The 23,249-nt window shown below is 58.1% G+C and carries 22 protein-coding genes; 14 read left to right on the top strand and 8 right to left on the bottom strand.

All coding sequences use genetic code 11. From position 1 onward, the window contains the following. Positions 1-195 precede the first annotated feature (195 nt). From MC269_RS17160 to MC269_RS17145, 4 genes are all read left to right on the top strand, one after another. The gene (locus tag MC269_RS17160) at positions 196-810 is read left to right on the top strand and encodes a YitT family protein (protein ID WP_081140643.1); all 615 of its coding nucleotides are present in this window, start codon (positions 196-198) and stop codon (positions 808-810) included. A gap of 48 nt (positions 811-858) precedes the next feature. Further along, positions 859-2,052, top strand: a complete 1,194-nt coding sequence (locus tag MC269_RS17155) for an amino acid aminotransferase (protein WP_239953142.1) — start codon at positions 859-861, stop codon at positions 2,050-2,052. 135 nt (positions 2,053-2,187) lie between these two features. After that, positions 2,188-2,610 carry a secondary thiamine-phosphate synthase enzyme YjbQ gene (locus MC269_RS17150; protein WP_239953141.1) on the top strand — a complete coding sequence of 141 codons (423 nt, stop codon included), beginning with the start codon at positions 2,188-2,190 and terminating at the stop codon, positions 2,608-2,610. Continuing rightward, positions 2,607-2,942 carry an MmcQ/YjbR family DNA-binding protein gene (locus MC269_RS17145; protein ID WP_081140646.1) on the top strand — a complete coding sequence of 112 codons (336 nt, stop codon included), beginning with the start codon at positions 2,607-2,609 and terminating at the stop codon, positions 2,940-2,942. The genes MC269_RS17150 and MC269_RS17145 overlap by 4 nt, the downstream gene beginning before the upstream one ends. 36 nt (positions 2,943-2,978) lie before the next feature. Here the strand turns inward: MC269_RS17145 and MC269_RS17140 are convergent, their stop codons facing one another. Then, positions 2,979-4,043 carry an NAD(P)-dependent alcohol dehydrogenase gene (locus MC269_RS17140; protein WP_239953140.1) on the bottom strand — a complete coding sequence of 355 codons (1,065 nt, stop codon included), beginning with the start codon at positions 4,041-4,043 and terminating at the stop codon, positions 2,979-2,981. A gap of 230 nt (positions 4,044-4,273) precedes the next feature. Further along, positions 4,274-7,102, bottom strand: a complete 2,829-nt coding sequence (uvrA, locus tag MC269_RS17135) for an excinuclease ABC subunit UvrA (protein ID WP_081140648.1) — start codon at positions 7,100-7,102, stop codon at positions 4,274-4,276. Between the two features lie 226 nt (positions 7,103-7,328). Between uvrA and ssb1 the strand changes: the two genes are divergently transcribed. Both ssb1 and MC269_RS17125 read left to right on the top strand, forming a co-directional pair. Further along, complete coding sequence (gene ssb1, locus MC269_RS17130) at positions 7,329-7,883, top strand: single-stranded DNA-binding protein SSB1 (protein ID WP_081140649.1); 555 nt, start codon at positions 7,329-7,331, stop codon at positions 7,881-7,883. Positions 7,884-8,608: 725 nt separating this feature from the next. Continuing rightward, positions 8,609-9,037, top strand: coding sequence for a hypothetical protein (locus MC269_RS17125; RefSeq protein ID WP_081140650.1), 429 nt, complete (start codon positions 8,609-8,611; stop codon positions 9,035-9,037). A gap of 51 nt (positions 9,038-9,088) precedes the next feature. Here MC269_RS17125 and MC269_RS17120 read toward each other — a convergent pair whose 3' ends face one another. Further along, positions 9,089-9,613: an isochorismatase family protein gene (locus MC269_RS17120; protein ID WP_239953139.1), complete on the bottom strand. Its 525-nt coding sequence runs from the start codon at positions 9,611-9,613 to the stop codon at positions 9,089-9,091. Between the two features lie 127 nt (positions 9,614-9,740). On the opposite strand from MC269_RS17120, the gene MC269_RS17115 reads away from it, so the two are divergent. Beyond that, positions 9,741-10,571: an AraC family transcriptional regulator gene (locus MC269_RS17115; RefSeq protein WP_081140702.1), complete on the top strand. Its 831-nt coding sequence runs from the start codon at positions 9,741-9,743 to the stop codon at positions 10,569-10,571. Between the two features lie 74 nt (positions 10,572-10,645). After that, positions 10,646-11,605, top strand: a complete 960-nt coding sequence (locus MC269_RS17110) for a DMT family transporter (protein WP_239953138.1) — start codon at positions 10,646-10,648, stop codon at positions 11,603-11,605. Positions 11,606-11,826: 221 nt separating this feature from the next. Here the strand turns inward: MC269_RS17110 and MC269_RS17105 are convergent, their stop codons facing one another. Next, positions 11,827-11,967, bottom strand: a complete 141-nt coding sequence (locus MC269_RS17105; protein WP_158083440.1) for a hypothetical protein — start codon at positions 11,965-11,967, stop codon at positions 11,827-11,829. A gap of 561 nt (positions 11,968-12,528) precedes the next feature. Then, complete coding sequence (locus MC269_RS17100; protein ID WP_048781395.1) at positions 12,529-12,924, bottom strand: transposase; 396 nt, start codon at positions 12,922-12,924, stop codon at positions 12,529-12,531. 525 nt (positions 12,925-13,449) lie between these two features. Between MC269_RS17100 and MC269_RS17095 the strand changes: the two genes are divergently transcribed. Together MC269_RS17095 and MC269_RS17090 are read left to right on the top strand one after the other, a co-directional pair. Next, complete coding sequence (locus MC269_RS17095) at positions 13,450-14,706, top strand: polysaccharide biosynthesis C-terminal domain-containing protein (RefSeq protein ID WP_081140653.1); 1,257 nt, start codon at positions 13,450-13,452, stop codon at positions 14,704-14,706. Between the two features lie 8 nt (positions 14,707-14,714). Next, positions 14,715-15,665, top strand: coding sequence for an ATP-grasp fold amidoligase family protein (locus MC269_RS17090; protein ID WP_081140654.1), 951 nt, complete (start codon positions 14,715-14,717; stop codon positions 15,663-15,665). Positions 15,666-16,575: 910 nt separating this feature from the next. Here MC269_RS17090 and MC269_RS17085 read toward each other — a convergent pair. Next, the gene (locus MC269_RS17085) at positions 16,576-16,857 is read right to left on the bottom strand and encodes a YjcB family protein (protein WP_081140655.1); all 282 of its coding nucleotides are present in this window, start codon (positions 16,855-16,857) and stop codon (positions 16,576-16,578) included. Positions 16,858-17,117: 260 nt separating this feature from the next. After that, complete coding sequence (gene soxS, locus MC269_RS17080; RefSeq protein WP_081140656.1) at positions 17,118-17,543, bottom strand: superoxide response transcriptional regulator SoxS; 426 nt, start codon at positions 17,541-17,543, stop codon at positions 17,118-17,120. An 83-nt stretch (positions 17,544-17,626) separates the two neighbouring features. Here soxS and soxR point away from each other — a divergent pair, with 83 nt between their 5' ends. From soxR to MC269_RS17060, 4 genes are all read left to right on the top strand, one after another. Next, positions 17,627-18,112 carry a redox-sensitive transcriptional activator SoxR gene (gene soxR / locus MC269_RS17075; protein WP_239953137.1) on the top strand — a complete coding sequence of 162 codons (486 nt, stop codon included), beginning with the start codon at positions 17,627-17,629 and terminating at the stop codon, positions 18,110-18,112. Between the two features lie 45 nt (positions 18,113-18,157). Next, positions 18,158-18,823, top strand: coding sequence for a glutathione S-transferase family protein (locus tag MC269_RS17070; RefSeq protein ID WP_239953136.1), 666 nt, complete (start codon positions 18,158-18,160; stop codon positions 18,821-18,823). Positions 18,824-19,134: 311 nt separating this feature from the next. Beyond that, entirely contained in the window at positions 19,135-20,484 is a 1,350-nt protein-coding gene (locus MC269_RS17065; protein ID WP_239953135.1) for an NCS2 family permease, read from the top strand. A gap of 150 nt (positions 20,485-20,634) precedes the next feature. Beyond that, positions 20,635-22,284 carry a Na+/H+ antiporter gene (locus tag MC269_RS17060; protein WP_081140660.1) on the top strand — a complete coding sequence of 550 codons (1,650 nt, stop codon included), beginning with the start codon at positions 20,635-20,637 and terminating at the stop codon, positions 22,282-22,284. Between the two features lie 14 nt (positions 22,285-22,298). Here MC269_RS17060 and MC269_RS17055 read toward each other — a convergent pair whose 3' ends face one another. Next, positions 22,299-23,201, bottom strand: a complete 903-nt coding sequence (locus MC269_RS17055; RefSeq protein WP_081140661.1) for a LysR family transcriptional regulator — start codon at positions 23,199-23,201, stop codon at positions 22,299-22,301. Between the last annotated feature and the right edge of the window lie 48 nt (positions 23,202-23,249).

Below are 23,249 nucleotides of genomic sequence, written 5' to 3'. Positions count from 1 at the left end.
CACCATTTCCCGAATTTGTGCATGAATTGACGGTTTTGCCGCAAGGCGTGCGCAAAAATACGCAATAAAAGCGCCTTAGTTATCAACTGGATAATCACTGGCACCTGCCGAAGGCGGCACAAAGCTGACGGTATGGTGCGTTTTTTGCATTTAACCGGCACTCTTTTCTGCCTTTGACTGCAATGAGATTACCTGATGGATAACGTCGTAGAACCTACCCGCATTCCCCATTCGCGCATTGAAGACGCGCTGGCGATCCTGCTCGGCACGCTGATGGTCTCTTTCGGCGTCATTATGCTGAAACAGGCGGGCGCGCTGACCGGCAGCACCGCCGGCATCGCCTTTTTAATCAGCTACCTGTCGCCGCTCTCGTTTGGCAGCGCCTTTTTCCTGATCAACCTGCCGTTTTACTGGCTGGCGGTGCGCCGCATGGGGTGGGAATTTACCCTGAAAACCTTTTGCGCGGTGGGGCTGGTCTCGCTCTTCACTCATCTTCACCCGCTGTTCGTGCACTTTTCCGCGCTCAATCCCTTTTATGCGACACTGTTCGGTAACGTGATCATGGGCATTGGGTTTATAGTGTTGTTTCGTCATAAAGCGAGCCTGGGCGGAATCAATATTCTGGCGCTGTGGCTGCAGGATCGCACCGGTCTGCGCGCCGGAAAACTGCAAATGGCCGTCGACACCTGCGTCGTGCTGGCGTCGCTGTTCGTCGTCAGCGTGCCGATGCTGCTGGCATCGGTGGCGGGCGCGGTGATCCTTAACCTGATTATCGCCATGAACCATCGTCCCGGACGGTACATGGTTTAATGCTGCATACACCTCTGTTTTTTACGACCACTCATGGAGATCTGCACCGTGTTTCAAAACGTTGATGCCTACGCCGGCGATCCGATTCTGTCGCTGATGGAAACCTTTAAACAGGACCCGCGCGCTCATAAAGTCAATCTCAGCATCGGCCTTTACTACGACGAGCAGGGCATCATTCCTCAGCTCCAGGCGGTCGCCGCTGCAGAAGAGCAGCTCAAGGCCGAGCCGCAGCAGGCGTCGCTCTATCTGCCGATGGAAGGCCTCAACGCCTACCGCAGCGCCATTGCGCCGCTGCTGTTTGGCGCGGAACATCCGATGCTGAAGGCGAACCGCATTGCGTCAATTCAGACGCTGGGCGGCTCCGGCGCGCTGAAAGTGGGCGCGGATTTCCTCAAGCGCTACTTCCCGAATTCTGGCGTCTGGGTCAGCGACCCGACCTGGGACAACCACGTGGCGATTTTCAACGGCGCCGGCTTCGAGGTGAATACCTATCCGTGGTACGACGCCGAAACCAACGGCGTGAAATTCGACGCCTTCCTCGCCGCGCTGAGCGCGCTGCCGAAGAGGAGCATCGTGCTGCTGCATCCCTGCTGTCATAACCCAACCGGTGCCGATCTCACTGACGCGCAGTGGGACCAGACCGTCGAGGTGCTGAAAGCGCAGGAGCTGATCCCGTTCCTGGATATCGCCTATCAGGGCTTCGGCGCGGGCATGGAAGCGGACGCCTACGCTATCCGCGCTATCGCCGCCGCGGGCCTGCCGGCGCTGGTCAGCAACTCCTTCTCGAAGATTTTCTCGCTGTATGGCGAGCGCGTCGGCGGCCTCTCTATCGTCTGCGACAGCGCCGACGAAGCGGGCCGCGTGCTGGGCCAGCTGAAGGCAACGGTGCGCCGCAACTACTCCAGCCCGCCGAACTTCGGCGCGCAGGTGGTGGCGCGCGTGCTGAACGACGCCGCCCTGAAGGCGAACTGGCTGGCGGAAGTAGAAGCGATGCGCCTGCGTATTATCGCCATGCGTAAAACGCTGGTGGACGTGCTCAGCACCGCGCTGCCGGGCAAAAACTTCGACTATCTGCTGAAGCAGCGCGGCATGTTCAGCTATACCGGCCTGAGCGCCCAGCAGGTCGATCGCCTGCGCGAAGAGTTCGGCATCTATCTGGTCGGCAGCGGCCGTATCTGCGTCGCCGGTCTTAACAGCAATAATGTACAGCAGGTAGCGCAGGCGTTTGCCGCCGTGATGTAAGCGAACTCACCCGCGTTTTTACCTTGTTCCAGAAACAAACCGTCCGCCCAGGCTGACGGTTTTTTTTCGCCTTCAGGTTTACCTTTCCCCGACTTCTTGCACACTTAAACGGTGTAACCAACTCAGGAACAAGGCATGTGGCATCAACATACCCTCACGCTCGGTGAGAAATCGCGCGGTTTTCATCTGGTCACCGACGAGATTGTCAGCCAGATCCCGGCGCTGGCGCAGCTGCAAACCGGCCTGCTGCACCTGCTGCTGCTGCACACCTCTGCGTCGCTGACGCTTAATGAAAACTGCGATCCCACGGTGCGCAGCGATATGGAAAACCATTTTATGCGCGCCGTTCCGGAACAGGCGCCTTACCAGCACGACTATGAAGGGCGCGACGATATGCCAGCGCATATCAAATCTTCCTTGCTCGGCGTCTCGCTGCTGCTGCCGGTTCAGCGCGGCAGGCTGATGCTGGGCACCTGGCAGGGCATCTGGTTAGGAGAACATCGCATACACGGCGGCGCGCGACGCATCGTCGCCACATTACAAGGGGAGTCGACATGAACACGTCAGATCTACTGACTTACTGTATGAGCAAGCCGGACGCGGAGCAGAGCGTCCACAGCGACTGGAAAGCGACGCAGATCAAAAGCGGCGGGGTGCTGTTCGCCATGGTGCATGAGGTTAACGGGCGTCCGGCGCTGTCGCTGAAAACCACGCCTGCGCTGGCGGAGCTGCTGCGCGAAGCGCACAGCGATGTGGTTCCCAGTGAGCATCTGAATAAGACGCACTGGAGCACGCTGCTACTGGACGGATCGCTAAAAGATTCGCAAATTTACTATCTGGTGGATGCCTCTTATCAGCAGGCAGGCGCCACCCGAGCGGCGGGCGTCTAGCAGAAACGCGCGGCACTGCGCCGCGCGTCAGGGGTGTTACGCTGCTGCTTCGTCGCGCAGCGTATTAATATCAATAACGAAACGATATTTCACGTCGCTTTTCAGCATACGCTCATAGGCTTCGTTAATCTGGTTCATCGCGATCAGTTCGATATCGGACGTAAGGCCGTGCTTGCCGCAGAAATCGAGCATCTCCTGCGTTTCGGCGATGCCGCCGATCAGCGAACCAGCGATGCTGCGACGCTTCATGATCAGGTTAAACACCTGCGGCGCCGGGTGATCGTGCTCTGGCGCGCCCACCAGCGTCATATTGCCGTCGCGTTTCAGCAGGGCGATAAACGGGTTGAGATCGTGCTGCGCCGCCACGGTGTTCAGGATGAAATCAAAGCTGTTGGCGTGCTGCGCCATCTGATCCGCATCTTTCGAGATCACCACTTCATCCGCGCCCAGGCGCTTGCCGTCTTCGATTTTCGACGGTGATGTGGTGAACAGCACCACATGCGCGCCCATGGCGTGCGCGATTTTCACGCCCATATGGCCCAGGCCGCCCAGGCCGACGATGCCGACTTTTTTGCCCGGACCGACGTTCCAGTGGCGCAGCGGCGAATAGGTGGTGATGCCGGCGCACAGCAGCGGCGCGACGCCCGCCAGATCGAGGTTTTCCGGCACGCGCAGCACGAAGTTTTCGTCGACCACCACGGCCGTTGAGTAGCCGCCGTAGGTAACGTCGCCGGTTTCGCGATCCTGACCGTTGTAGGTGCCGACGAAGCCGACTTCGCAGTACTGCTCCAGCCCTTCCTGACAGCTTGGGCAGCTGCGACAGGAGTCGACCATACAGCCGACGCCCACCAGATCGCCCACTTTATATTTGCTGGCGCGATCGCCGACGGCGGTGACGCGGCCAACGATTTCATGTCCCGGCACGACCGGAAAAAGGGTGTTTTTCCATTCGTTGCGGGCCTGATGCAGGTCAGAGTGACAAACGCCGCAGAACAACACTTCAATTTGTACATCGTGCGCGCGCAGCGCGCGCGGGGTGTAATCGAACGGCGCCAGCTTAGATTTCGCGTCCTGAGCAGCGTAGGCGTGCGTAATATTCATGGTGTCTCCAGGTTCGGGGTGTCGTGATTTTTAGAAGATGAGCGGCGCAAGGTGCGCTGCGCTAAGAGAGCGACGCCGGTTGGGCGCGCCAGTGAGGAACGCTTAAAAGGATAGTCACAGAACGCCAGCGCGGCTATGCCTATACATGCATGAATCTTGCCTGATTCTGTTTTTATCGCGCGGAATAAGCAGCAAAAAAAAGGCCCGCACAGTGCGGGCCTGGAGTAGTTTTACTTTTTCAACAAGGGCTTCAGGAAGCGTGCGGTATGCGACTTCTCGCACTCCGCCACGGTTTCCGGCGTGCCGGCAACGAGGATCTCGCCGCCGCCGCTGCCGCCTTCCGGGCCAAGATCGACGATCCAGTCGGCCGTCTTGACCACGTCAAGGTTATGCTCAATCACCACGATGGTATTACCCTGATCGCGCAGCTGATGCAGCACTTCCAGCAGCTGGGCGATATCGGCGAAGTGCAGACCGGTGGTCGGCTCATCGAGGATATAGAGCGTCTGGCCGGTGCCGCGCTTCGACAGCTCGCGCGCCAGCTTAACGCGCTGCGCCTCGCCGCCGGAGAGCGTGGTTGCCGACTGGCCGAGGCGGATGTAGGAGAGTCCGACGTCTATCAGCGTCTGCAGTTTACGCGCCAGCGCCGGCACCGCGTCGAAGAACTCGCGCGCCTCTTCGATGGTCATCTCCAGCACTTCGTGGATGCTCTTGCCTTTGTATTTGATCTCCAGCGTCTCGCGGTTATAACGCTTGCCTTTGCACTGATCGCACGGCACGTAGATATCAGGCAGGAAGTGCATCTCTACCTTCAGCACGCCGTCGCCCTGACAGGCTTCGCAGCGGCCGCCGCGCACGTTGAAGCTGAAGCGGCCCGGATTGTAGCCGCGCGAACGCGCTTCCGGCACGCCGGCGAACAGCTCGCGCACCGGAGTAAAGATGCCGGTGTAGGTCGCCGGGTTAGAGCGCGGCGTACGGCCGATAGGGCTCTGGTCGATATCGATCACTTTGTCGAAATGCTCAAGCCCGTTGATCTCGCGATAGGGCGCCGCTTCGCCGGTGGTCGCGCCATTCAGGTGGCGCTGGGCGATAGGGAACAGCGTATCGTTGATCAGCGTCGATTTACCCGAGCCGGAGACGCCGGTGATACAGGTAAACAGGCCGACCGGCAGCGTCAGCGTAACATCCTTCAGGTTGTTGCCGCGCGCGCCGCTCAGCTTCAGCGTCTTCGCTGGATCGCCTTTCACGCGCTCTTTCGGCACCGCAATCTCACGCTTGCCGCTAAGGAACTGGCCGGTCAGCGACTCTTCCACCGCCATGATTTCATGCACCGTGCCTTCAGCGACAATCTGGCCGCCGTGCACGCCCGCGCCGGGGCCGATATCGATCACGTGGTCCGCCGCGCGAATGGCGTCTTCATCATGCTCCACCACAATCACGGTGTTGCCGAGATCGCGCAGGTGGATCAGGGTGCTGAGCAGACGCTCGTTGTCGCGCTGATGCAGGCCGATAGAGGGCTCGTCCAGCACGTACATCACGCCCACCAGGCCCGCGCCGATCTGGCTCGCCAGGCGGATACGCTGCGCTTCGCCGCCGGAGAGCGTCTCTGCGGAGCGCGACATCGACAGGTAGTTCAGGCCGACGTTTACCAGGAAGCTCAGGCGATCGCCAATCTCTTTCAGCACTTTCTCGGCGATTTTAGCGCGCTGGCCGCTCAGCTTCAGGTTGCGGAAGAAGTCCATCGCGTGGCCGATGCTCATATCAGAGATGGTCGGCAGACTGGTGTTCTCGACGAAGACGTGGCGCGCTTCGCGACGCAGACGGGTGCCTTCACAGCTGGCGCAGGCGCGGTTGCTGATAAACTTCGCCAGGTCTTCGCGTACCGCGGTGGACTCCGTCTCTTTATAGCGGCGCTCCATATTGTGCAGCACGCCTTCGAATGGATGGCGGCGCACTGAGGTATCGCCGCGATCGTTGATGTACTTAAATTCAATGCTCTCTTTGCCGGAACCGTACAGGATCACCTGCTGCGCTTTCTCGCTCAGGGTGTTGAACGGCGCTTCGACATCGAACTTGAGGTGCTCTGCCAGCGAGCGCAGCATCTGAAAGTAATAGAAGTTACGGCGGTCCCAGCCGCGGATTGCGCCGCCGGCCAGCGACAGCTCACCGTTCTGCACCACGCGGTCGGGATCGAAATATTGCTGTACGCCCAGACCGTCGCAGGTCGGGCAGGCGCCCGCCGGGTTGTTGAACGAGAAGAGACGTGGCTCCAGCTCGCGCATGCTGTAGCCGCAGATGGGGCAGGCGAAGTTAGCGGAGAAGAGCAGCTCTTCCGCGTTCGCGTCGTCCATATCGGCGACGATCGCCGTGCCGCCGGACAGCTCCAGCGTGGTTTCAAACGACTCGGCGAGGCGCGTCGCCAGATCCTCGCGCACCTTGAAGCGATCGATTACCACCTCAATGGTGTGCTTCTTCTGCAGTTCCAGCTTCGGCGGATCGGAGAGATCGCACACTTCGCCGTCGATGCGCGCGCGGATGTAGCCCTGCGCCGCCAGGTTTTCCAGCGTTTTGGTATGCTCGCCCTTGCGATCTTTTACCACCGGCGCCAGCAGCATCAGGCGACGGCCCTCTTCCTGCGCCAGCACGTTATCCACCATCTGGCTGACGGTCTGCGCCGCCAGCGGCACGTCATGATCCGGACAGCGCGGCTCGCCTACGCGGGCAAACAGCAGGCGTAGATAGTCGTGGATCTCGGTAATGGTGCCGACCGTCGAGCGTGGGTTGTGTGAAGTGGACTTCTGCTCGATGGAGATTGCGGGCGACAGACCTTCGATATGGTCGACGTCCGGCTTCTCCATCAGGGAGAGAAACTGACGCGCATAGGCAGAGAGCGACTCTACGTAGCGGCGCTGACCTTCCGCATAGAGCGTATCAAACGCCAGAGAGGACTTGCCGGAGCCTGACAGGCCGGTGACCACTATGAGTTTGTCGCGAGGGATGATCAGGTTGATGTTTTTCAAATTATGGGTGCGGGCACCACGAACTTCGATCTTATCCATTCACCTTTCCCGGATTAAGCAGCACGCTCTGTGTCCTTGCGACACGATTTAGCGTAAACACGATATTATGGCACAAAAAATAGACTGATTAAATATCCAGTATTTTTTGCCTTTTGGGTGTAAAATGAGCGCTTCTGCGAGACGGCTCGAAAGTGGGATCGCTTAGCAGGACGTGGTAGAATTGATCGTTTAGACTCTTAGCATTAACTCATCGGGAGAGAGCAACATGGCCAGTCGTGGCGTAAATAAAGTGATTCTTGTCGGGAATCTGGGTCAGGATCCGGAAGTGCGCTACATGCCGAATGGTGGCGCGGTTGCCAACATTACGCTGGCCACCTCGGAAAGCTGGCGTGACAAGCAGACCGGTGAAAACAAAGAGATCACCGAGTGGCACCGCGTGGTGCTGTTCGGCAAGCTGGCGGAAGTGGCCGGCGAGTATCTGCGTAAAGGTTCTCAGGTCTATATCGAAGGCCAGCTGCGCACGCGCAAATGGCAGGATCAGGGCGGTCAGGATCGCTACACCACCGAAGTGGTGGTGAACGTCGGCGGCACCATGCAGATGCTGGGCGGCCGTCAGCAGGGCGGCGCCAGCGCAGGCGGCGCGCCGATGGGCGGCGGTCAGAGCGGCGGCAACAACAACAACGGCTGGGGCCAGCCGCAGCAGCCGCAGGGCGGAAACCAGTTCAGCGGCGGCGCGCAGTCGCGTCCGCAGCCGCAGAGCGCGCCAGCAAGCAACAACAACGAACCGCCGATGGATTTCGACGACGATATCCCCTTCTGATTGTTGCCCCAGCGCTCAGCGATCTCAGGCCCCGTTCAGACGGGGCTTTTTTTTGTCCTGATTAACGCGCGCTGCGCTTTCGCTAACCCGATTATTAGCAACTTCTCCTCTCTTTTATTTAATCTTTTCTAAAAAAAGATTAAATAAAATATCTTTCGTCATAAACGTGCGGTTAAAATAAGCGTGATGCTTCTGCTCCCGGCGTTCTCTTTTGAACAGGTTTCTCTAAGCCCTGAAATAGCCTCCTCTGCGCCGGTAATTATCTGGATAAGCGCTAAGGCGTGCTGGTGAATAAATAACTACCCGCCTTAAATACGTTTCCTGTTTTTTCCAGATAACGTCAAAGCATAATCATTCTCCAGAGCACGTTCGTGCTGGAGATTAGCGACAGTGCGACGCTATTGAGTACAGGGCACACTCTGGTTAATTAATGTAACATATTGATTTTAAATGAATTATATATAACTTTTGTCTGCTGATTTTTTATTTAATCTCTCTGTTATTATTAGCGGTAAAAATATAAGGGTGATAACCTGTTATTTGTTTTTTCCTGCTTCACGTTAATAACATCCATTTTAATTTGACAATAAAAAACAAAGCTATTCCCATTTGATATGGATTATTTTTTATCTCACCTAAAAAGTGATATTTATCAAAAAAGCGTGGCGCAATAACGGCATAATCCCGCCCGGTTATACCCACCTAATAGATGAAAGAGTTAACTGATGACAAATAAATATAAACTTGTAGCCGTGGCTGGTCTCTTTGCGTTACTGACCGGTTGTTCTTCTTATAATACCAGCCAGCCGACCTCTGCACTGGTCGGGACGGTTGAGTCTTCCGTAAAAGCCAATATCACCGTAGGCGAGAAAATCAGCGGCCAGGCCACCGCTAACGTGCTGTTCGGTCTGATCAAGTGGGGCGAGGGCGATCACTACGCTGACGGTGTGGAGTATGGCACCGGCGGGGCGCTCTCTTTCGCCGACGCTTCCGCCTCGGTTAAATCTGCTGCCGCCTACAATGCCGTTAAGGCCTCTGGTGCCGATCTGATCGTCGCGCCGCGTTACGAAATCACCACGCAGAGCTACGGCGTGTTCAAGAAAATCCATGTGGTTGTCACCGGCTACAAAGGCACCATCACCAGCGTCAAATAAGTTCTTTCAGGATCCCTGCGGGGATCCTTTTTTTCGTCTGTTAACCCAGGGCTAACCGGCCCAGCCGGCTAAAATCTCCGCCGTGCTGATGACCTGCGGCACATTCCCCGGCAGCGATAAGCCCGCCCAGACCTCATTATGTTGCCCTATCAGCTGCTGCGCACTGGCGTAAGTGCGATCCGCCGTGGTGTGCGCGTCGGCGGCGACGGTAATACGATAGCCCAGACCCGCGCCAACCTTCACCGTGGTATCGACGCAGTAATCGCTCGCACAGCCGCAAATCACAAAGCTGTTGACGTTAAGCTGCGTTAGCGTGGCGGCCAGCTCGGTTTGCCAGAAGCTGTCGCAGGCGGTTTTGGTCATGTAGAGCGATCCCGCCGGCTGGCGCAGCTCCGGCAGCAGCGCGAACGCCTCGCTGCCTGGCTGCATCTCGCCTTCGCGGTGGGTAATAAAGAGGGGTATGTCGGCGACGTCGATCAGCTGATTGATGCGCGCTGTGCAACCGGCGCGATCGAAACGCGGCGTGGCGAAAACGCCGTTTTGCATATCGACCACGATAACAACTCGCTGGTTCATCCTGCTTTCTCCCTGGGAACAGTGCGCCTCAGTGTCGCCGCGTTGCCGCGAAATGGCAAAACTGTTTTGCAATTCGCCCGCTGTCGCTGGCATGCTGAACGCCTGTCTGGCTAACGAGGAGATCGAGGTGGAAGGCGTTCCGGCTATCTTTCCCTGCGAAAAAGATCGCGCGCAGTTCCGTCAGCATGACGAGCTGCCTGGCGTTGAGCTTTATCAGGCGCACATCTCCCGCTACGCCTTTGAGCCGCACACCCATGAGGCGTTTGGCATCGGCACCATCGAGTCGGGCGCGCAGCGTTTCCGCTATCGCGGCGCGCAGTACACCGCGCCGCGGCATTCGCTGGTGATGATGAACCCAGATGAGCTGCACACCGGCGAATCCGCCTGCGAAGAGGGCTGGCGTTACCAGATGATCTATATTCAGCCGGACGATATGGCGCAGCTGACCGGCGATCGCGGCTGGTGGTTCAGCGAGGCGCTGCGCACCGACGTTCGCCTGGCGCTGCCGCTGTCGCAGACGCTGTCGGCGCTGTGGCAGGCAGAGAGCCCGCTGGCGCGGCAGAGCCTGCTGGGCGAGTTGCTGGCGCAGCTGCGGCCGCTGGCGCGTATGGCGGAGAAGGGAAAAGAAGAGGGCGGACACCGCTTCGATCGGGTGCGCGACTATCTGCGCGATAACCTGGCCGAGCCGATCAGGCTGGAGGAGCTGGCGGCGCAGGCCGCTCTCTCGCCCTGGCATTTTCTGCGCGCCTTCCGCGCGCGCTATCACGTGACGCCGCATCAGATGCTGATGGCGTATCGGCTCTATCAGGCCAAGCTGCTGCTGGCGCGCGGCCTGCCGGCGGCCAGCGTGGCGGCGAGCGTCGGTCTGAGCGATCAGGCGCATCTGACCCGCGCCTTCGCTCAGCGCTACGGCATTACCCCGGTGCGCTATCAGAAGCAGGTACGCGGCGCGCGCTAACCGCAATCTGCTACAAGATTTTTCCCCCCGTTTTCCGCCACACTTCCTTCTTCACTCTAATAAAGGAAGAGACGATGTTAGCTGGCGTGTTGTTTGCCCTTGCCGCAGGGCTGATGTGGGGACTGATCTTCGTCGGGCCGCTGCTGGTGCCCGACTATCCCGGCGCGCTGCAGTCCGCCGGACGCTATGTCGCCTTTGGTTTAATCGCGCTGCCGCTCGCCTGGTACGATCGTCGTCGCCTGCGTCGGCTGCTACCGGCCGACTGGCGCGAAGCGCTGAAGCTTTCGCTGGTGGGCAACCTTCTCTATTACACCTTTCTCGCCAACGCCATTCAGCGCACCGGCGCGCCGGTCTCCACCATGATTATCGGCACGCTGCCGGTGGTGATGGCGATCACCGCCAACCACCTTTACGGCCACCTTGAGGGTCGACTCGCCTGGCGTCGGCTGGCGCCTGCGCTGCTGGCGATCGCCATCGGACTGGTCTGCGTCAACATTGCCGAACTGCGCGGGCAGGGCGGCGAATGGGACCTCACGCGCTATCTGAGCGGCATTGCGCTGGCGGTGCTGGCGGTGGCCTGCTGGACCTGGTATCCACTGCGCAACGCGCGCTGGCTGCGCAGCCACCCGCAGCATAAGCCGGGCACCTGGGCGACGGCGCAGGGGATCGTGACGCTGCCGCTGGCGTTAATCATGTATCTGCTGGTGAGCGCCCAGCTGGCCTGGCAGCACCCGAGCTTCGCGCTGCCGTTCGGCCCGCATCCACAACGGTTTCTGCCGCTGATGCTGGTGATTGGCCTGCTCTGTTCCTGGCTCGGCACGCTCTGCTGGAACGCCGCCAGCCAGCGCCTGCCCACGGTATTTATGGGGCCGCTGATTGTGTTTGAAACCTTGTCCGGCCTACTGTGGACCTTTCTCTGGCGGCAGAGCTGGCCGCCGCTGCTGACGCTGGCGGGCATTCTCGCGCTGATCGTCGGCGTCTGCTGGGCGATGCGCATTAAACCCGAGCCGCAGATCGTCTCTGTTGAGGGATAATTCCCCCGACAGCGCCGCATTCATTATTGCTGACCCCCTGATTTCACACCGTTTTAAGAATAATACGCAGAGCGGAGCGGCAGATTTTGCCGCTCTTTTGCGCTATTACAGCTAAAGCGGCAGGAGATAAAAGCGTAAATAGCGATCGCGATCTCATTTTTTTACGCCGCGGCGCGGCGTTTCTGCTCTCTGACTGACGGCAACAGGCGCGTCAGAGCCCTTTAATTCCCCTTTCTCACCCGCTTTTTTCCCTTTAACTGGCGATCAATTCGCCAGATTGCTGCATATTTATTAGCTACCGCTGCGTTTTTATTGACGTTTGGCCCTGAGAACGCCGTCTGATAAACCAGCGTTTTTTCCATAAACCGCCCAATGAATAAGAATAATTCCCAATGACGAAATTGATGAAACTTTAGCGGGCGCGTTCTTTATGCTGATTAATCTTATATAAGTGCGCTCACCAATATCAGAAGCGATAAGCGTTGATAAACCTTTCTTCCAGGAAAAATCCTGGCATTTTTTCTGCCGGTTCGCTTATTGCTGATTGTCTGGATATTCTTTGCTGGATGCAAAGTTAGTGCCATCCAATTCTGGATAAAAAGACGCCTCTCTTACCACGGCTGTTCAGCTCTGCTTAATGGAAAACCGCGCCTTTAGCGCCGTGCATTAACGCACGTGAAGTAAAATGAGAAGCACCAATCTCATCGAAATGAGATTGGGCGAGAGGGGAAATAGCGAGAATTGCGAGACTTTTGCTGGTGCTTATCAATATTACCGCAAAAAACGAAAGTCGTTCTGCCTGCAAACGCATCAGCTATGCATGGAACGAAATGTTACGCCACGAATGGTATCTTAAAGTGTCATCATCTCTTCTGGTAAGAACAATCTCAGCGCTAAGTCAGTTTACGGCTGTATTATTGGTTTTATCTGTTTTCTGAGCCTGACGGGTAGTGATAAACGCTACGGCTAATATCGAGCAGGCGGCAGCTGCGGCGCGTGCCGATGTCGAACGTGCTCTGCAGAAAGTTGACCGCCTGACGCTTCTCATTAGTGGTGAAAAAGTTCTTCAGTACGCTTTGCAGCATCTCCTTGTCTGAGTTGAGCGTTTGCAGCTCACGGGTAAGTGTTTGTAGTTTGTCTTCCAACTCCTTGATTTTCCTTCCCTCTTCAGAAGAGAGGCCGGAGAATTTCTTCTTCCAGCTGTAGAAGGTTGCCTCAGAGATCCCTAGCTCGTCACAAATCTCCCTGACTTTAACCCCTGATTCAGAAGCTTTAATGGCATTTGTGATTTGCTCTTCGCTATATCGTGACTTTCTCATAAATGCTCTTACCTTTCTTATCGATTAATGGATGAGATGTACTGTATTAATATCTGGCACTGTAAATAAAGTATTAATGCAGTATTAAAGTGCGCGATTAGAATTGCGTGGGTTAAATTAAGATATTTGGAATAAATATCATCATGGGATAAATCTTATTTTATTCTTATCGGATGGGCGCACCTTCCTGGCTCGGGTTTTTTGTTATAGATTCTTCCCATCCCAAATACGAAAAATTTCTACGTACATTTGATATTTAGCATAACGTGCTTGCTAAATTCGCAGGGAAATGGCTTGCGAAAGAGTGGTGATTTCCGGGTGAAATCGATTCCAAATTCGCCTTTCTGAGCCAAATTTAATCAGAATTATCCTGAAAATATTCACCGAATCGTGTTCTGATTCTCATTTTTCGGACCAGCCTGGTTTGAAATCTTTAAATAACGCCAGGCCCACTGAGCGCTTGTTAATTCGTTACAGGGATGTTGTACCGAAGCGGTTGAAGTAAGTAATGCAAAGGATGAGTCAATGAAATTAAGCGTAATGTCTAATGCCGCCTGGATGATGTCTGAGAAGATCGTCTCGGTTTTTGGCGTCATATTTGTGACCTCCTACGTGGCGAAATCTTTCGGGCCAACCGTTTTTGGCCAGATGGCGTTTTCTACCTCTTTATTTTCTATGGTCCAGACCGTTGCCATCTTCGGGACCGAAACCATCTTGTTTAAGCGGATCAGCAAAAGCGCGCCGAAAGGGCTGCGTCTGATGAGCGTGGCGCGCACCCTGCGCATGATCCTGCTGCTGCTTACCGCGGCGCCGGTGCTGGCCTGGGTATGGTTCACCATGCCGGAGAATTTTCTGGCGTTCACGCTGGCGTCGTTCGTCGCCTCGGTGTTCGTGACGCAGGATACCTTCAGCGTTTACAACAATGCGCGTCTTGCCTCCCGGCTCAACACCGTGGCGAATTCGCTCGGCATGCTGCTGAGCTTCGCTATCAGCTTTACCATCGCCTGGCTGCGCCTCAATCCGGCCTGGCTGACGCTGTCGATCGTGGCGGTGACCCTGGTGCCCTACGTCATCAAGCGATACAACTTTTACCGCGAAACTCAGGATATTGCTCCGCCGCAGGAGAAACGCAGCGCCTATCTGCGCTACCTGATGTACGCCGGCCTGCCGCTGGCCATCTCCAGCATTTTTATTTCGGTGCAGGTTAAAGCCGCGCAGATGTTTTTAGCCGGTATCGCCTCGGCCAGCGATCTTGGGCTGTTTGCGGCGGCCAACACCATTGCGGCTTCGTGGATTTTTATCCCCGTGGCGCTCATCACTTCTTGCTTCACTGAGATCTTCAGGGAACGCGGCGAAGTGGCCATTAAGCTGGCAGCGCGGCTCAATGGCTATGTCATGGGAGTTTCACTGATGATGCTGCTGGTCATCGCGCTGTTCGGCGAGAAAATTATTATCGCTTTGTACGGGTCAGAATACACACAGTCAGGAAGTCTCATTACGTTGCTGTCGATGGCCACCTGTTTCTCCGCCATGGGGACCGTAGCCTATCGCTACATGGTGAAAGAGGGCGGTTTCAACTATCTGTTGAAGAAAATCGTCTGCCTGATGGTCATCAGCCTGCCGCTTTCGTGGTGGCTGATCCAGGGCTACGGCATTATGGGCGCTGCATGGAGCGTCTTTGTGTCGGAACTCTTGTCCCTCACCGTAATGAATTACTTCTTCAAAAACGGCGTCATTCAAAGAATTCAGGTTTCCTCACTCAACTACAAAACCTACAAATGAGGTCAGATATGTTTAAGTTGAAAGATGAACTCAGAAGAAGTGTGCAGTACTTCATTAAGAAGATGCCCTGGGCGTACCAGGACCGCATTTACTACTTCCACAAGTTCAGAAAATTGCCCAATCTGCGCCAGCCCAAGGTGTTCAACGAGAAGGTGCTGTACCGCAAATTTGTCTACGGCGACTATCAGATCTATGGCCGCCTCTCTGACAAATATTCGGTGCGCGACTATATCGCGGAGAAAATCGGCAACGAGTACCTGATACCGCTGGTGCATGAGTCCACCGATCCGGCAACGCTGAATAGCCTGCCCTGCTGGAAGGGCACGGTGATCAAGCCGAATCACGCCTCCAACATGGTGGAGATCCTGCTGGAGGAGCCGGACGCGTTGCGTAAGCAGCAGATTATCAACAGCTGCTATAAGTGGCTGAAGACCGACTTCGCCAACGAGGCGCGTGAGATCCACTACCGCTATATCAAGCCGCGCATTCTGGTTGAACAGTATATCGGCGACGGCAAAACCGCTCCGATCGACTACAAGTTTCATATGTTCAACAAGCGCGATGGCCGCTTTGAATATGTGCTGCAGGTGATCTACAACCGCTGTCAGCCGCAGCTGTCGATGAACTTCTACGTCAACAACCTGGCCGAAGCCTTCCACAAGATCCGTGATACCGGGCTGGATGTGACGAAGATTGCCGAGTCGCTGCAGCACGCGCTCGATCTGAGCAAGAAGCTGGCCAGCGATTTCGACTACGTGCGCGTTGACTGGTATATCCATGAAGGCCGTATCTATTTTGGCGAGCTGACCTTTACGCCGGGCGCAGGTCTGGTGACCGGGCTGGATCGCGGGCTTAACCAGATGATGGGAGATATGTGGATTCAGGATCGCCGCGGCACGCAGAGACCGGGCGTTTCGGTGCAGGACGTTAATATTCCTGCGCTGTTGAAGAAAGTTTGAGTCACACAGCAAAATAAAAAACCCCGCTATGCGGGGTTTTTTATTGGCTGTCTGCAATGTGCCAGCGCGGCAGGCATGGCCCGATCGCAAAGTCGCTTAATGCATCCATGCTCGCTCAGCCCGCGCCGGTACGCACCTCATCCCTGAGGTGCGCCCGTTATTGGGCCAACGCTGCGCGTTGTTCAAAAACGCTCCCGGCATTTTTGCCCCTGGCGCGGGACGCTTTGCTCTTCGGGCCATGCCTGCCACTTTTGAGCTACGTAAATCGTCTGTAATAAAAAACCCCGCTATGCGGTAATGCTTGTCAGTTAAGCATGTGGTGATAATGCAGTCTGGGGCCGCTCAGGGACGGGCGGTCCTCGCGCCGCTGATGCGGTTCCTTCACGCCATTCGTCTGCCTGACGGACCGGTGGGGATGGAACATCCCTGTTCCAGCCCCACCTTTCGCCCGCATCCCTGCGGGCTTTCCTGGCAGACTCACTCTGTTCAGCGCTGCGAAATGCCCGCCCCTGAGCGGCACCAGCCTGCTGGCCAGCTTCCGTGCGCGTGGCTGGAAAAGGACGGCAGCGTTTCAAAGGGCACCCTGTCTGAGGGCACCGCGCCTCCTCTGCTGTAGAGGGCTATTCGCAGCGCTGAGGCGGAGACGTTGTGCCCGGAGCCGGTCGCAGGGATGCGACAGGCAGTTCGGGTAGGCCTGGATGGCCGTACCCGAACGGTCCGGTCGGCACGACGTTGCAGCCGAAGGCACCGCGAAGCGGCGCGAGGACGGCCCGGCAGCAGAGGAGGTGAGGTGGCACGCACCAGCACGCGCACAAAACAAAGGCCGCCGTTTTAAAAAACAGCGGCCTTACCTGAATACAATCTTAACTGACAAGCATTACGCTATGCGGGGTTTTTTATTGGCGAACGATTAGGGCATCGGCCAGTCGGGCGGCGTCTGGCTCATCACCTGGATAAAGGTATCTTTGGTGATCAGCATAAACTGATGCAGGTTTTCCATACTCAGCGTGATGCCCAACAGCCCCGTGACAAACCAGCAGGTCATCCCCAGACCGATGCCGCCGCACATAAACGCCATCACGTGATGGCTGCTCTGGCGGAATTTAATTTTAAGGGTGCTGGCAAAAAACATCATGATTGCGCTGAGCAGCTCCCAACGCATGACAATTAAGCTGGTAGTTATGGTCGCCATCGACTTAAACCTCTGAATCTAAGTGATTATCCCTGACAGTTACTGGACATCACCGGCGACGGAAAGCCTGGTCAGGGAAAGGCTGTCCATCGACAAATAGGGTGGAATGTGTGAGCTGGGTCACATTATATCACTGGATTTGAATTTATGAACAAAATTTGTACCTGGTATGGTAGAGAAATTTTTATCGATGCAGAGGCAGGTAAAGCAGCAAGTCGGGCGGGAAAGAGGGAGGTGCGCCCGTTGAGGGCGCCGGAAAATTAGCGTACCGGGCAGCATTCGCCGGTGGTGCGCTGGGTAAAACTGGCCGCAGGTTCGCTACAGTCGAAGCTGACCAGCCGCGGACGCTGGATCGCCTGACGGCGCATAAAATGGCGATAGGCGGTCGGGGTCTGGGAAAACTGACGGCGGAACACGCGAGAGAAGGTCTGCTGCGAGTCATAGCCATACTGCATCGCGATATCAAACACCGGACGCTGCGTCTGGCGCAGCGCTTCCGCCGCCAGCGTCAGGCGACGTTCGCGAATATAGCCACCCAGCGTCTGTTTCGTCACGGTACGGAACATACGCTGCAGGTGCCATTTTGAATAACCTGACTTCGCCGCCACTTCATCGATGGAAAGGGCCTTATCCAGATTGTGATCGATCCAGTCTGTCAGGGAGTGAATGATCTCTTCTTGCATCATAATCTCGTCCTTTAGTCCTGAGGGATTCGTTATTTAACGCAGGCGAGTATAATTCCTCAAGTTAACTTGAGGTAAAGGTCCAGATGAAAAAAGATCGCAACTACCCAAAACCGGTTTTGACGCCGGGCGAAGTCGCGCGCCGCAGCGGCGTGGCGGTCTCCGCGCTGCATTTCTACGAAAGCAAAGGGCTGATCTCCAGCACGCGCAACGGCGGCAACCAGCGGCGCTATAGCCGCGACGTGCTGCGGCGCGTCGCCATTATCAAAATCGCCCAGCGCATCGGCATACCACTCGCCACGGTTAGCGACAGCCTGATGCATATTCCCGCCAACAAGCGAATGTCGAGCCAGGAGTGGGACGCCCTGACGCAGCACTGGCGCGAGGAGCTGGATAAACGCATCGAAACCCTGACGCGCCTGCGCAACGATCTCGACGGCTGTATCGGCTGCGGCTGTTTATCGATGCGTGACTGTCCGCTGCGCAACCCCGGCGACCGGCTGGCGCAGCAGGGCTCCGGCGCGGTGCTGCTCGACCCCGAACAGGATGAGAAGGGCGATGCGCCGCGCTAAAGCGCGCGCGCTATACTTGCCTGAGGTTCATCAAAGGGAGTCGACATGATTACTGTTCACCATCTTGAGCAGTCGCGCTCGCACCGCGTGCTGTGGCTACTGGAAGAGCTGGAGGTGCCTTATCAGATCAAACGCTATCAGCGCGAAGCGTCGATGCTGGCGCCAGAAGCGTTGAAAAAGGTGCACCCGCTGGGTAAGTCGCCGGTGATCACCGATGAAAACCAGGTCGTCGCCGAGTCTGGCGCCATCCTCTCCTATCTGGAAGGCAAATATGACAGTGAACACCGGCTGAAGCCCGCCGACGACGTGGCGCGCCTGCAGGCGAACTACTGGCTGCACTACGCTGAAGGCTCGCTGATGCCGCTGCTGGTGATGAAGCTGGTCTTTGGTCGGCTCGGCAAGGCGCCGGTGCCCTGGCTGCTGCGGCCGGCGGGCGCGGCGCTGGGCAAAGGCATGCAGAAGGCCTGGCTCGATAAGCAGCTGGTGCCGCATCGCCAGATGATTGAGCGCCATCTGGCCGCGCAGCCCTGGTTCGCCGGCAAACGCTTCAGCATCGCCGATATTCAGATGAGCTTTCCGCTGCTGGCGTTGCAGGCACGCGGCGGGCTGGCGGATATGCCCGCCACGGCGGCGTGGCTCAACACCGTTCAGCAGCGCGCCGCCTGGCAGCGCGCTATTCAGCAGGGCGGCGAGGTGCTGCCAGGCGGCTGATCGGCATAATAAAGCGAGCCGCATCAGCAGGTAACGTCGCGGCGGCCAGCCAGTGCCGCCGCACAACTCTTCAGGAAGCGCCGCGCGCACTCCTCTTTATCCTGAATTAAGGCAAGGAAGCAGTTGAAAATCTGCTGCCAAACGCCGGATAATCCCCTGCCTTTTAACTGGCCGCATCGCGGACAGCTATCCGCCGCGAAGTAAACGTTTGCCTGCCGTCTGGTGCGCCATTGCGCCGGGTCGATAACCAGGGATTTTGCAGGCAGCGACGCAGGGCGTTTTACACAACAAAAAATTCTTGAGGCTCAACTATGTCATACGAATCACGCTCGTCCGCTGGCAAGCTGGACGCCTGGTTCTCTGTTTCTGCACGCGGCAGCAGCGTCCGGCAGGAAATTCTGGCGGGACTGACCACCTTCCTGGCGATGGTCTACTCGGTGATCGTGGTGCCCGGCATGCTGGGCAAGGCGGGCTTCTCGCCGACGGCGGTGTTTGTCGCCACCTGCCTGGTCGCCAGCGTCGGCTCCATCGTTATGGGGCTGTGGGCTAACCTGCCGATGGCCATCGGCTGCGCCATCTCCCTCACCGCCTTTACCGCTTTTAGCCTGGTGCTCGGCCAGCATATCAGCGTGCCGGTGGCGCTCGGCGCGGTATTCCTGATGGGGCTGCTGTTTACCTTTATCTCCGTTACCGGCATCCGCGCCTGGATTTTGCGCAACCTGCCGATGGGCGTGGCGCACGGCACCGGCGTCGGCATCGGCCTGTTTCTGCTGCTGATCGCCGCGGACGGCATCGGGCTGGTGGTGAAGAACCCCGCGCCCGGCATGCCGGTGGCGCTGGGACACTTCACCTCGTTTCCGGTGATGATGTCGCTGTTGGGGCTGGCGGCGATCTTTGGGCTGGAGAAGCGCCGGGTGCCGGGCGGCATTCTGCTCACCATTATCGCCATTTCCGTGCTCGGGCTGATCTTCGATCCGGCGGTGAAGTTTCAGGGGCTGTTCGCTTTGCCAAGCCTGCGCGACAGCCAGGGCCAGTCGCTGCTGTTCAGCCTCGACATCATGGGCGCGCTGCAGCCGGCGGTGCTGCCGAGCGTACTGGCGCTGGTGATGACGGCGGTGTTTGACGCCACCGGCACCATCCGTGCGGTGGCGGGGCAGGCGAATCTGCTGGATGAAAAAGGCCAGATCATCAACGGCGGCCGCGCGCTGACCACCGATTCCGTCAGCAGCCTGTTTGCCGGTCTGGTCGGCGCCTCGCCGGCGGCGGTCTATATCGAATCCGCGGCCGGCACGGCGGCGGGCGGCAAAACCGGCCTGACGGCGATTGTGGTGGGCCTGCTGTTCCTGGCGATCCTGTTTATGTCGCCGCTGGCCTATCTGGTGCCTGCCTACGCCACCGCGCCGGCGCTGATGTATGTCGGCCTGCTGATGCTCAGCAACGTGGCGAAAATCGACTTCGGCGACTTCGTCGACGCGATGTCCGGCCTGCTGACCGCAGTGTTTATCGTGCTGACCTGCAATATCGTGACCGGCATCATGCTGGGCTTCGCCACGCTGGTGGTGGGCCGCCTGTTTGCCGGGGAATGGCGCAGGCTCAACGTCGGCACCGTTGTCATCGCTGTGGCGCTGGTGATTTTTTACGCCGGCGGCTGGGCAATCTGACGCAAAAAGCGGGCGAGCGGCGTCTCGCCCGTTACTTTCTCCTAAAATTTCGCATCGCCGCACGCGTGCCTTGTTATTCCCTGCGCACTTTGCTTTACACTTTAGCGCTTACAACATTTTTTCTGACGTTACGATTCGCCTAAGGAAAGCATGGAAATCTTCTTCACTATTCTCATTATGACGCTGGTGGTGTCGCTCTCCGGGGTGGCCGCGCGCATCTTGCCGTTCCAGATCCCGCTGCCGCTGGTGCAGATCCTCGCCGGGGCGCTGCTCGCCTGGCCGACGTTTGGCCTGCATGTCGACTTCGATCCCGAACTCTTCCTGGTGCTGTTTATTCCGCCGCTGCTGTTTGCCGACGGCTGGAAAACGCCGATCAGCGAGTTCCTGCATCATGGCCGGGAGATCATCGGCCTGGCGCTGGTACTGGTGCTGATTACCGTGGTCGGCATCGGCTATCTGATCTACTGGACGGTGCCGGGCATCCCGCTGATCCCCGCCTTTGCGCTGGCGGCCGTGCTGTCGCCTACCGACGCCGTGGCGCTCTCCGGCATTGTCGGCGAGGGACGCATCCCGAAAAAAATCATGTCGATCGTGCAGGGCGAGGCGCTGATGAACGACGCCTCCGGCCTGGTGTCGCTGAAGTTCGCCGTCGCGGTCGCGATGGGCACCATGGTGTTCACCTGGGGCGGCGCCAGCGTCGAGTTTCTTAAGGTGGCGATTGGCGGCCTGATTGCGGGCGTCGCGGTCTGCTGGCTCTACGGCAAATCGCTGCGTCTGCTGAGCCGCTGGAGCGGCGACGATCCGGCGACGCAGACCGTGCTGCTGCTGCTGCTGCCGTTCGCCTCCTATCTGATCGCCGAACATCTCGGCGTCTCCGGCATCCTGGCGGCGGTCGCGGCGGGCATGACCATTACCCGCTCCGGCATTATCCGTCAGGCGCCGCTGGCGATGCGTCTGCGCGCCAACAGCGTCTGGCAGATGCTGGAGTTCGTGTTCAACGGCATGGTGTTCCTGATGCTCGGCCTGCAGCTGCCGGACATTATCGGCACCTCGATTGACACGGCCACCGCCGATCCCAACGTCGAGCTGTGGATGCTGTGTAGCGACATTATCCTGGTCTACGGCGCGCTGATGGTGGTGCGTTTCGGCTGGCTCTGGATCATGCAGCGCCTCAGCAAGCGCGTGCTGAAGAAGAAGCCGATGGAGTTCGCCAATTACTCGCTGCGCGAGCTGCTGATCGCCACGTTCGCCGGGGTACGCGGCGCAATCACCCTCGCGGGCGTGCTCTCGATCCCGCTGTTTCTGAGCAGCGGCGAGCCGTTCCCGGCGCGCTATGAGCTGGTGTTTATCGCCACCGGCGTGATCCTGTTTTCGCTGCTGGTGGGCGTGGTGATCCTGCCGCTGCTGCTGCGCGGCGTCGACGGCATCGATAAAGCCGGACACCGCCGCGAGCTGCAAAACGCCCGCGCGGTAATGGCGAGTGTGGCGATCGAAAGCCTGCATAAAATGGAAGAGCGGCTGGAGAACAGCAGTGAAGAGAACATCGATCCCGAGCTGCTGAAAGAGGTCAGCCTGCGCGTGATCGGCAACCTGCGCCGCCGCGCCGACGGCAAGAGCGACCTGGAGCAGGCGCTGTTCGCTGAGAACCTCGAGCGCCGCTTCCGCCTTACCGCGCTGCGCGCCGAGCGCGCCGAGGTCTATCACCTGCGCGCGACCCAGCAGATTTCCGATGAGAGCATGCAGCGGCTGCTGCGCGATCTCGACCTGCTGGAAGCGCTGTTGATCGAGAAAGAAGAGTAAGCCGTACGCCGCGCCTACACCGACAGGCGCGGCGCCTCATCCGGCCAGTGTTCGCGGCAGCAGGCGATCCACGCCTGCGCGCTGCGCGACAGATAGCTGCCCTCGCGCCAGATCAATCCCAGACTCCACTTCAGCTCCGACTCCAGCGGCAGCCACAGCAGCGACTGCTTATCGAGCCGCTGACAGATCGGCTCCGGCAGGATCGCCAGCCCCATCTCCGCCTGTACCATCGCCGCGAGAAAATCCCACTGTCCGCTGCGCACCGCGATATGCGGCGTGACGCCCAGACGCTGAAACGCCTTCATCAGCTGGCGATTAAGCGAGAACTCCTCGTTGAAAATCAGCAGCGGGTGCGCCGCCAGCTCCGGCAGCGCGATCTGGCTGCGGTTGAGCCAGCCAGGCTGACGCGGCACCAGCACACAGAGTGGATGATGCATAAGCGGCAGGGTGTTGAGCGGCAGCTCGGGATCGACCGGCAGCGCGGTGAGGGCGATATCCAGGCTGCCCGCCAGCACCGCCTGCTGCACCGTCAGCCCGCCGAACTCCGAGATGTTCAGGGTGACGCCGGGATAGCGGCGGCGAAACGCCGAGATCGAGCCGGCAATCTGCATGCCGACCATTGGCGGAATGCCGAGCCGCAGCTCGCCGGTCTTCAGCTGATTAATATCGCCGATTTCCGCCTCGAGCTGGTGGAACTCCTGCAATATCGCCAGCCCGCGCTGATAAACCGCCTGGCCGCTGTCGGTCAGGTGCAGCCTGCGGCCGTCGCGCAGCAGCAGGGTGCAGCCCAGCTCCTCTTCCAGCTGACGCACCATTTTGCTGATGGTGGGCTGGGTGACAAACAGCTTTTGCGCGGCGCGGGTAAAGCTCTGCTGGCGCACCACCTCCGTGAAGTAGCGTAACGCGCGGACATCCATAACTATTCCTTTCTGGCATGATTTGAATAATTTTAATTCATTTTTTTC

This window comes from Pantoea sp. Z09 (assembly GCF_022394795.1).
Classification (GTDB): domain Bacteria; phylum Pseudomonadota; class Gammaproteobacteria; order Enterobacterales; family Enterobacteriaceae; genus Pantoea; species Pantoea latae.
The sequence above is the reverse complement of the archived record's forward strand: the minus strand, read 5'-3'. Positions and strand labels throughout refer to the sequence as shown.

Excerpts from the sequence above, each read along its gene's own strand:
- MC269_RS17160 (WP_081140643.1), top strand. The coding sequence starts at position 196 with ATGGATAACGTCGTAGAACCTACCCGCATTCCCCATTCGCGCATTGAA.
- MC269_RS17150 (WP_239953141.1), top strand. The coding sequence starts at position 2,188 with ATGTGGCATCAACATACCCTCACGCTCGGTGAGAAATCGCGCGGTTTT.
- MC269_RS17145 (WP_081140646.1), top strand. The coding sequence starts at position 2,607 with ATGAACACGTCAGATCTACTGACTTACTGTATGAGCAAGCCGGACGCG.
- MC269_RS17140 (WP_239953140.1), bottom strand. The coding sequence starts at position 4,043 with ATGAATATTACGCACGCCTACGCTGCTCAGGACGCGAAATCTAAGCTG.
- uvrA (WP_081140648.1), bottom strand. The coding sequence starts at position 7,102 with ATGGATAAGATCGAAGTTCGTGGTGCCCGCACCCATAATTTGAAAAAC.
- ssb1 (WP_081140649.1), top strand. The coding sequence starts at position 7,329 with ATGGCCAGTCGTGGCGTAAATAAAGTGATTCTTGTCGGGAATCTGGGT.
- MC269_RS17125 (WP_081140650.1), top strand. The coding sequence starts at position 8,609 with ATGACAAATAAATATAAACTTGTAGCCGTGGCTGGTCTCTTTGCGTTA.
- MC269_RS17120 (WP_239953139.1), bottom strand. The coding sequence starts at position 9,613 with ATGAACCAGCGAGTTGTTATCGTGGTCGATATGCAAAACGGCGTTTTC.
- MC269_RS17110 (WP_239953138.1), top strand. The coding sequence starts at position 10,646 with ATGTTAGCTGGCGTGTTGTTTGCCCTTGCCGCAGGGCTGATGTGGGGA.
- MC269_RS17105 (WP_158083440.1), bottom strand. The coding sequence starts at position 11,967 with ATGGAAAAAACGCTGGTTTATCAGACGGCGTTCTCAGGGCCAAACGTC.
- MC269_RS17100 (WP_048781395.1), bottom strand. The coding sequence starts at position 12,924 with ATGAGAAAGTCACGATATAGCGAAGAGCAAATCACAAATGCCATTAAA.
- MC269_RS17095 (WP_081140653.1), top strand. The coding sequence starts at position 13,450 with ATGAAATTAAGCGTAATGTCTAATGCCGCCTGGATGATGTCTGAGAAG.
- MC269_RS17090 (WP_081140654.1), top strand. The coding sequence starts at position 14,715 with ATGTTTAAGTTGAAAGATGAACTCAGAAGAAGTGTGCAGTACTTCATT.
- MC269_RS17085 (WP_081140655.1), bottom strand. The coding sequence starts at position 16,857 with ATGGCGACCATAACTACCAGCTTAATTGTCATGCGTTGGGAGCTGCTC.
- soxS (WP_081140656.1), bottom strand. The coding sequence starts at position 17,543 with ATGATGCAAGAAGAGATCATTCACTCCCTGACAGACTGGATCGATCAC.
- soxR (WP_239953137.1), top strand. The coding sequence starts at position 17,627 with ATGAAAAAAGATCGCAACTACCCAAAACCGGTTTTGACGCCGGGCGAA.
- MC269_RS17070 (WP_239953136.1), top strand. The coding sequence starts at position 18,158 with ATGATTACTGTTCACCATCTTGAGCAGTCGCGCTCGCACCGCGTGCTG.
- MC269_RS17065 (WP_239953135.1), top strand. The coding sequence starts at position 19,135 with ATGTCATACGAATCACGCTCGTCCGCTGGCAAGCTGGACGCCTGGTTC.
- MC269_RS17060 (WP_081140660.1), top strand. The coding sequence starts at position 20,635 with ATGGAAATCTTCTTCACTATTCTCATTATGACGCTGGTGGTGTCGCTC.
- MC269_RS17055 (WP_081140661.1), bottom strand. The coding sequence starts at position 23,201 with ATGGATGTCCGCGCGTTACGCTACTTCACGGAGGTGGTGCGCCAGCAG.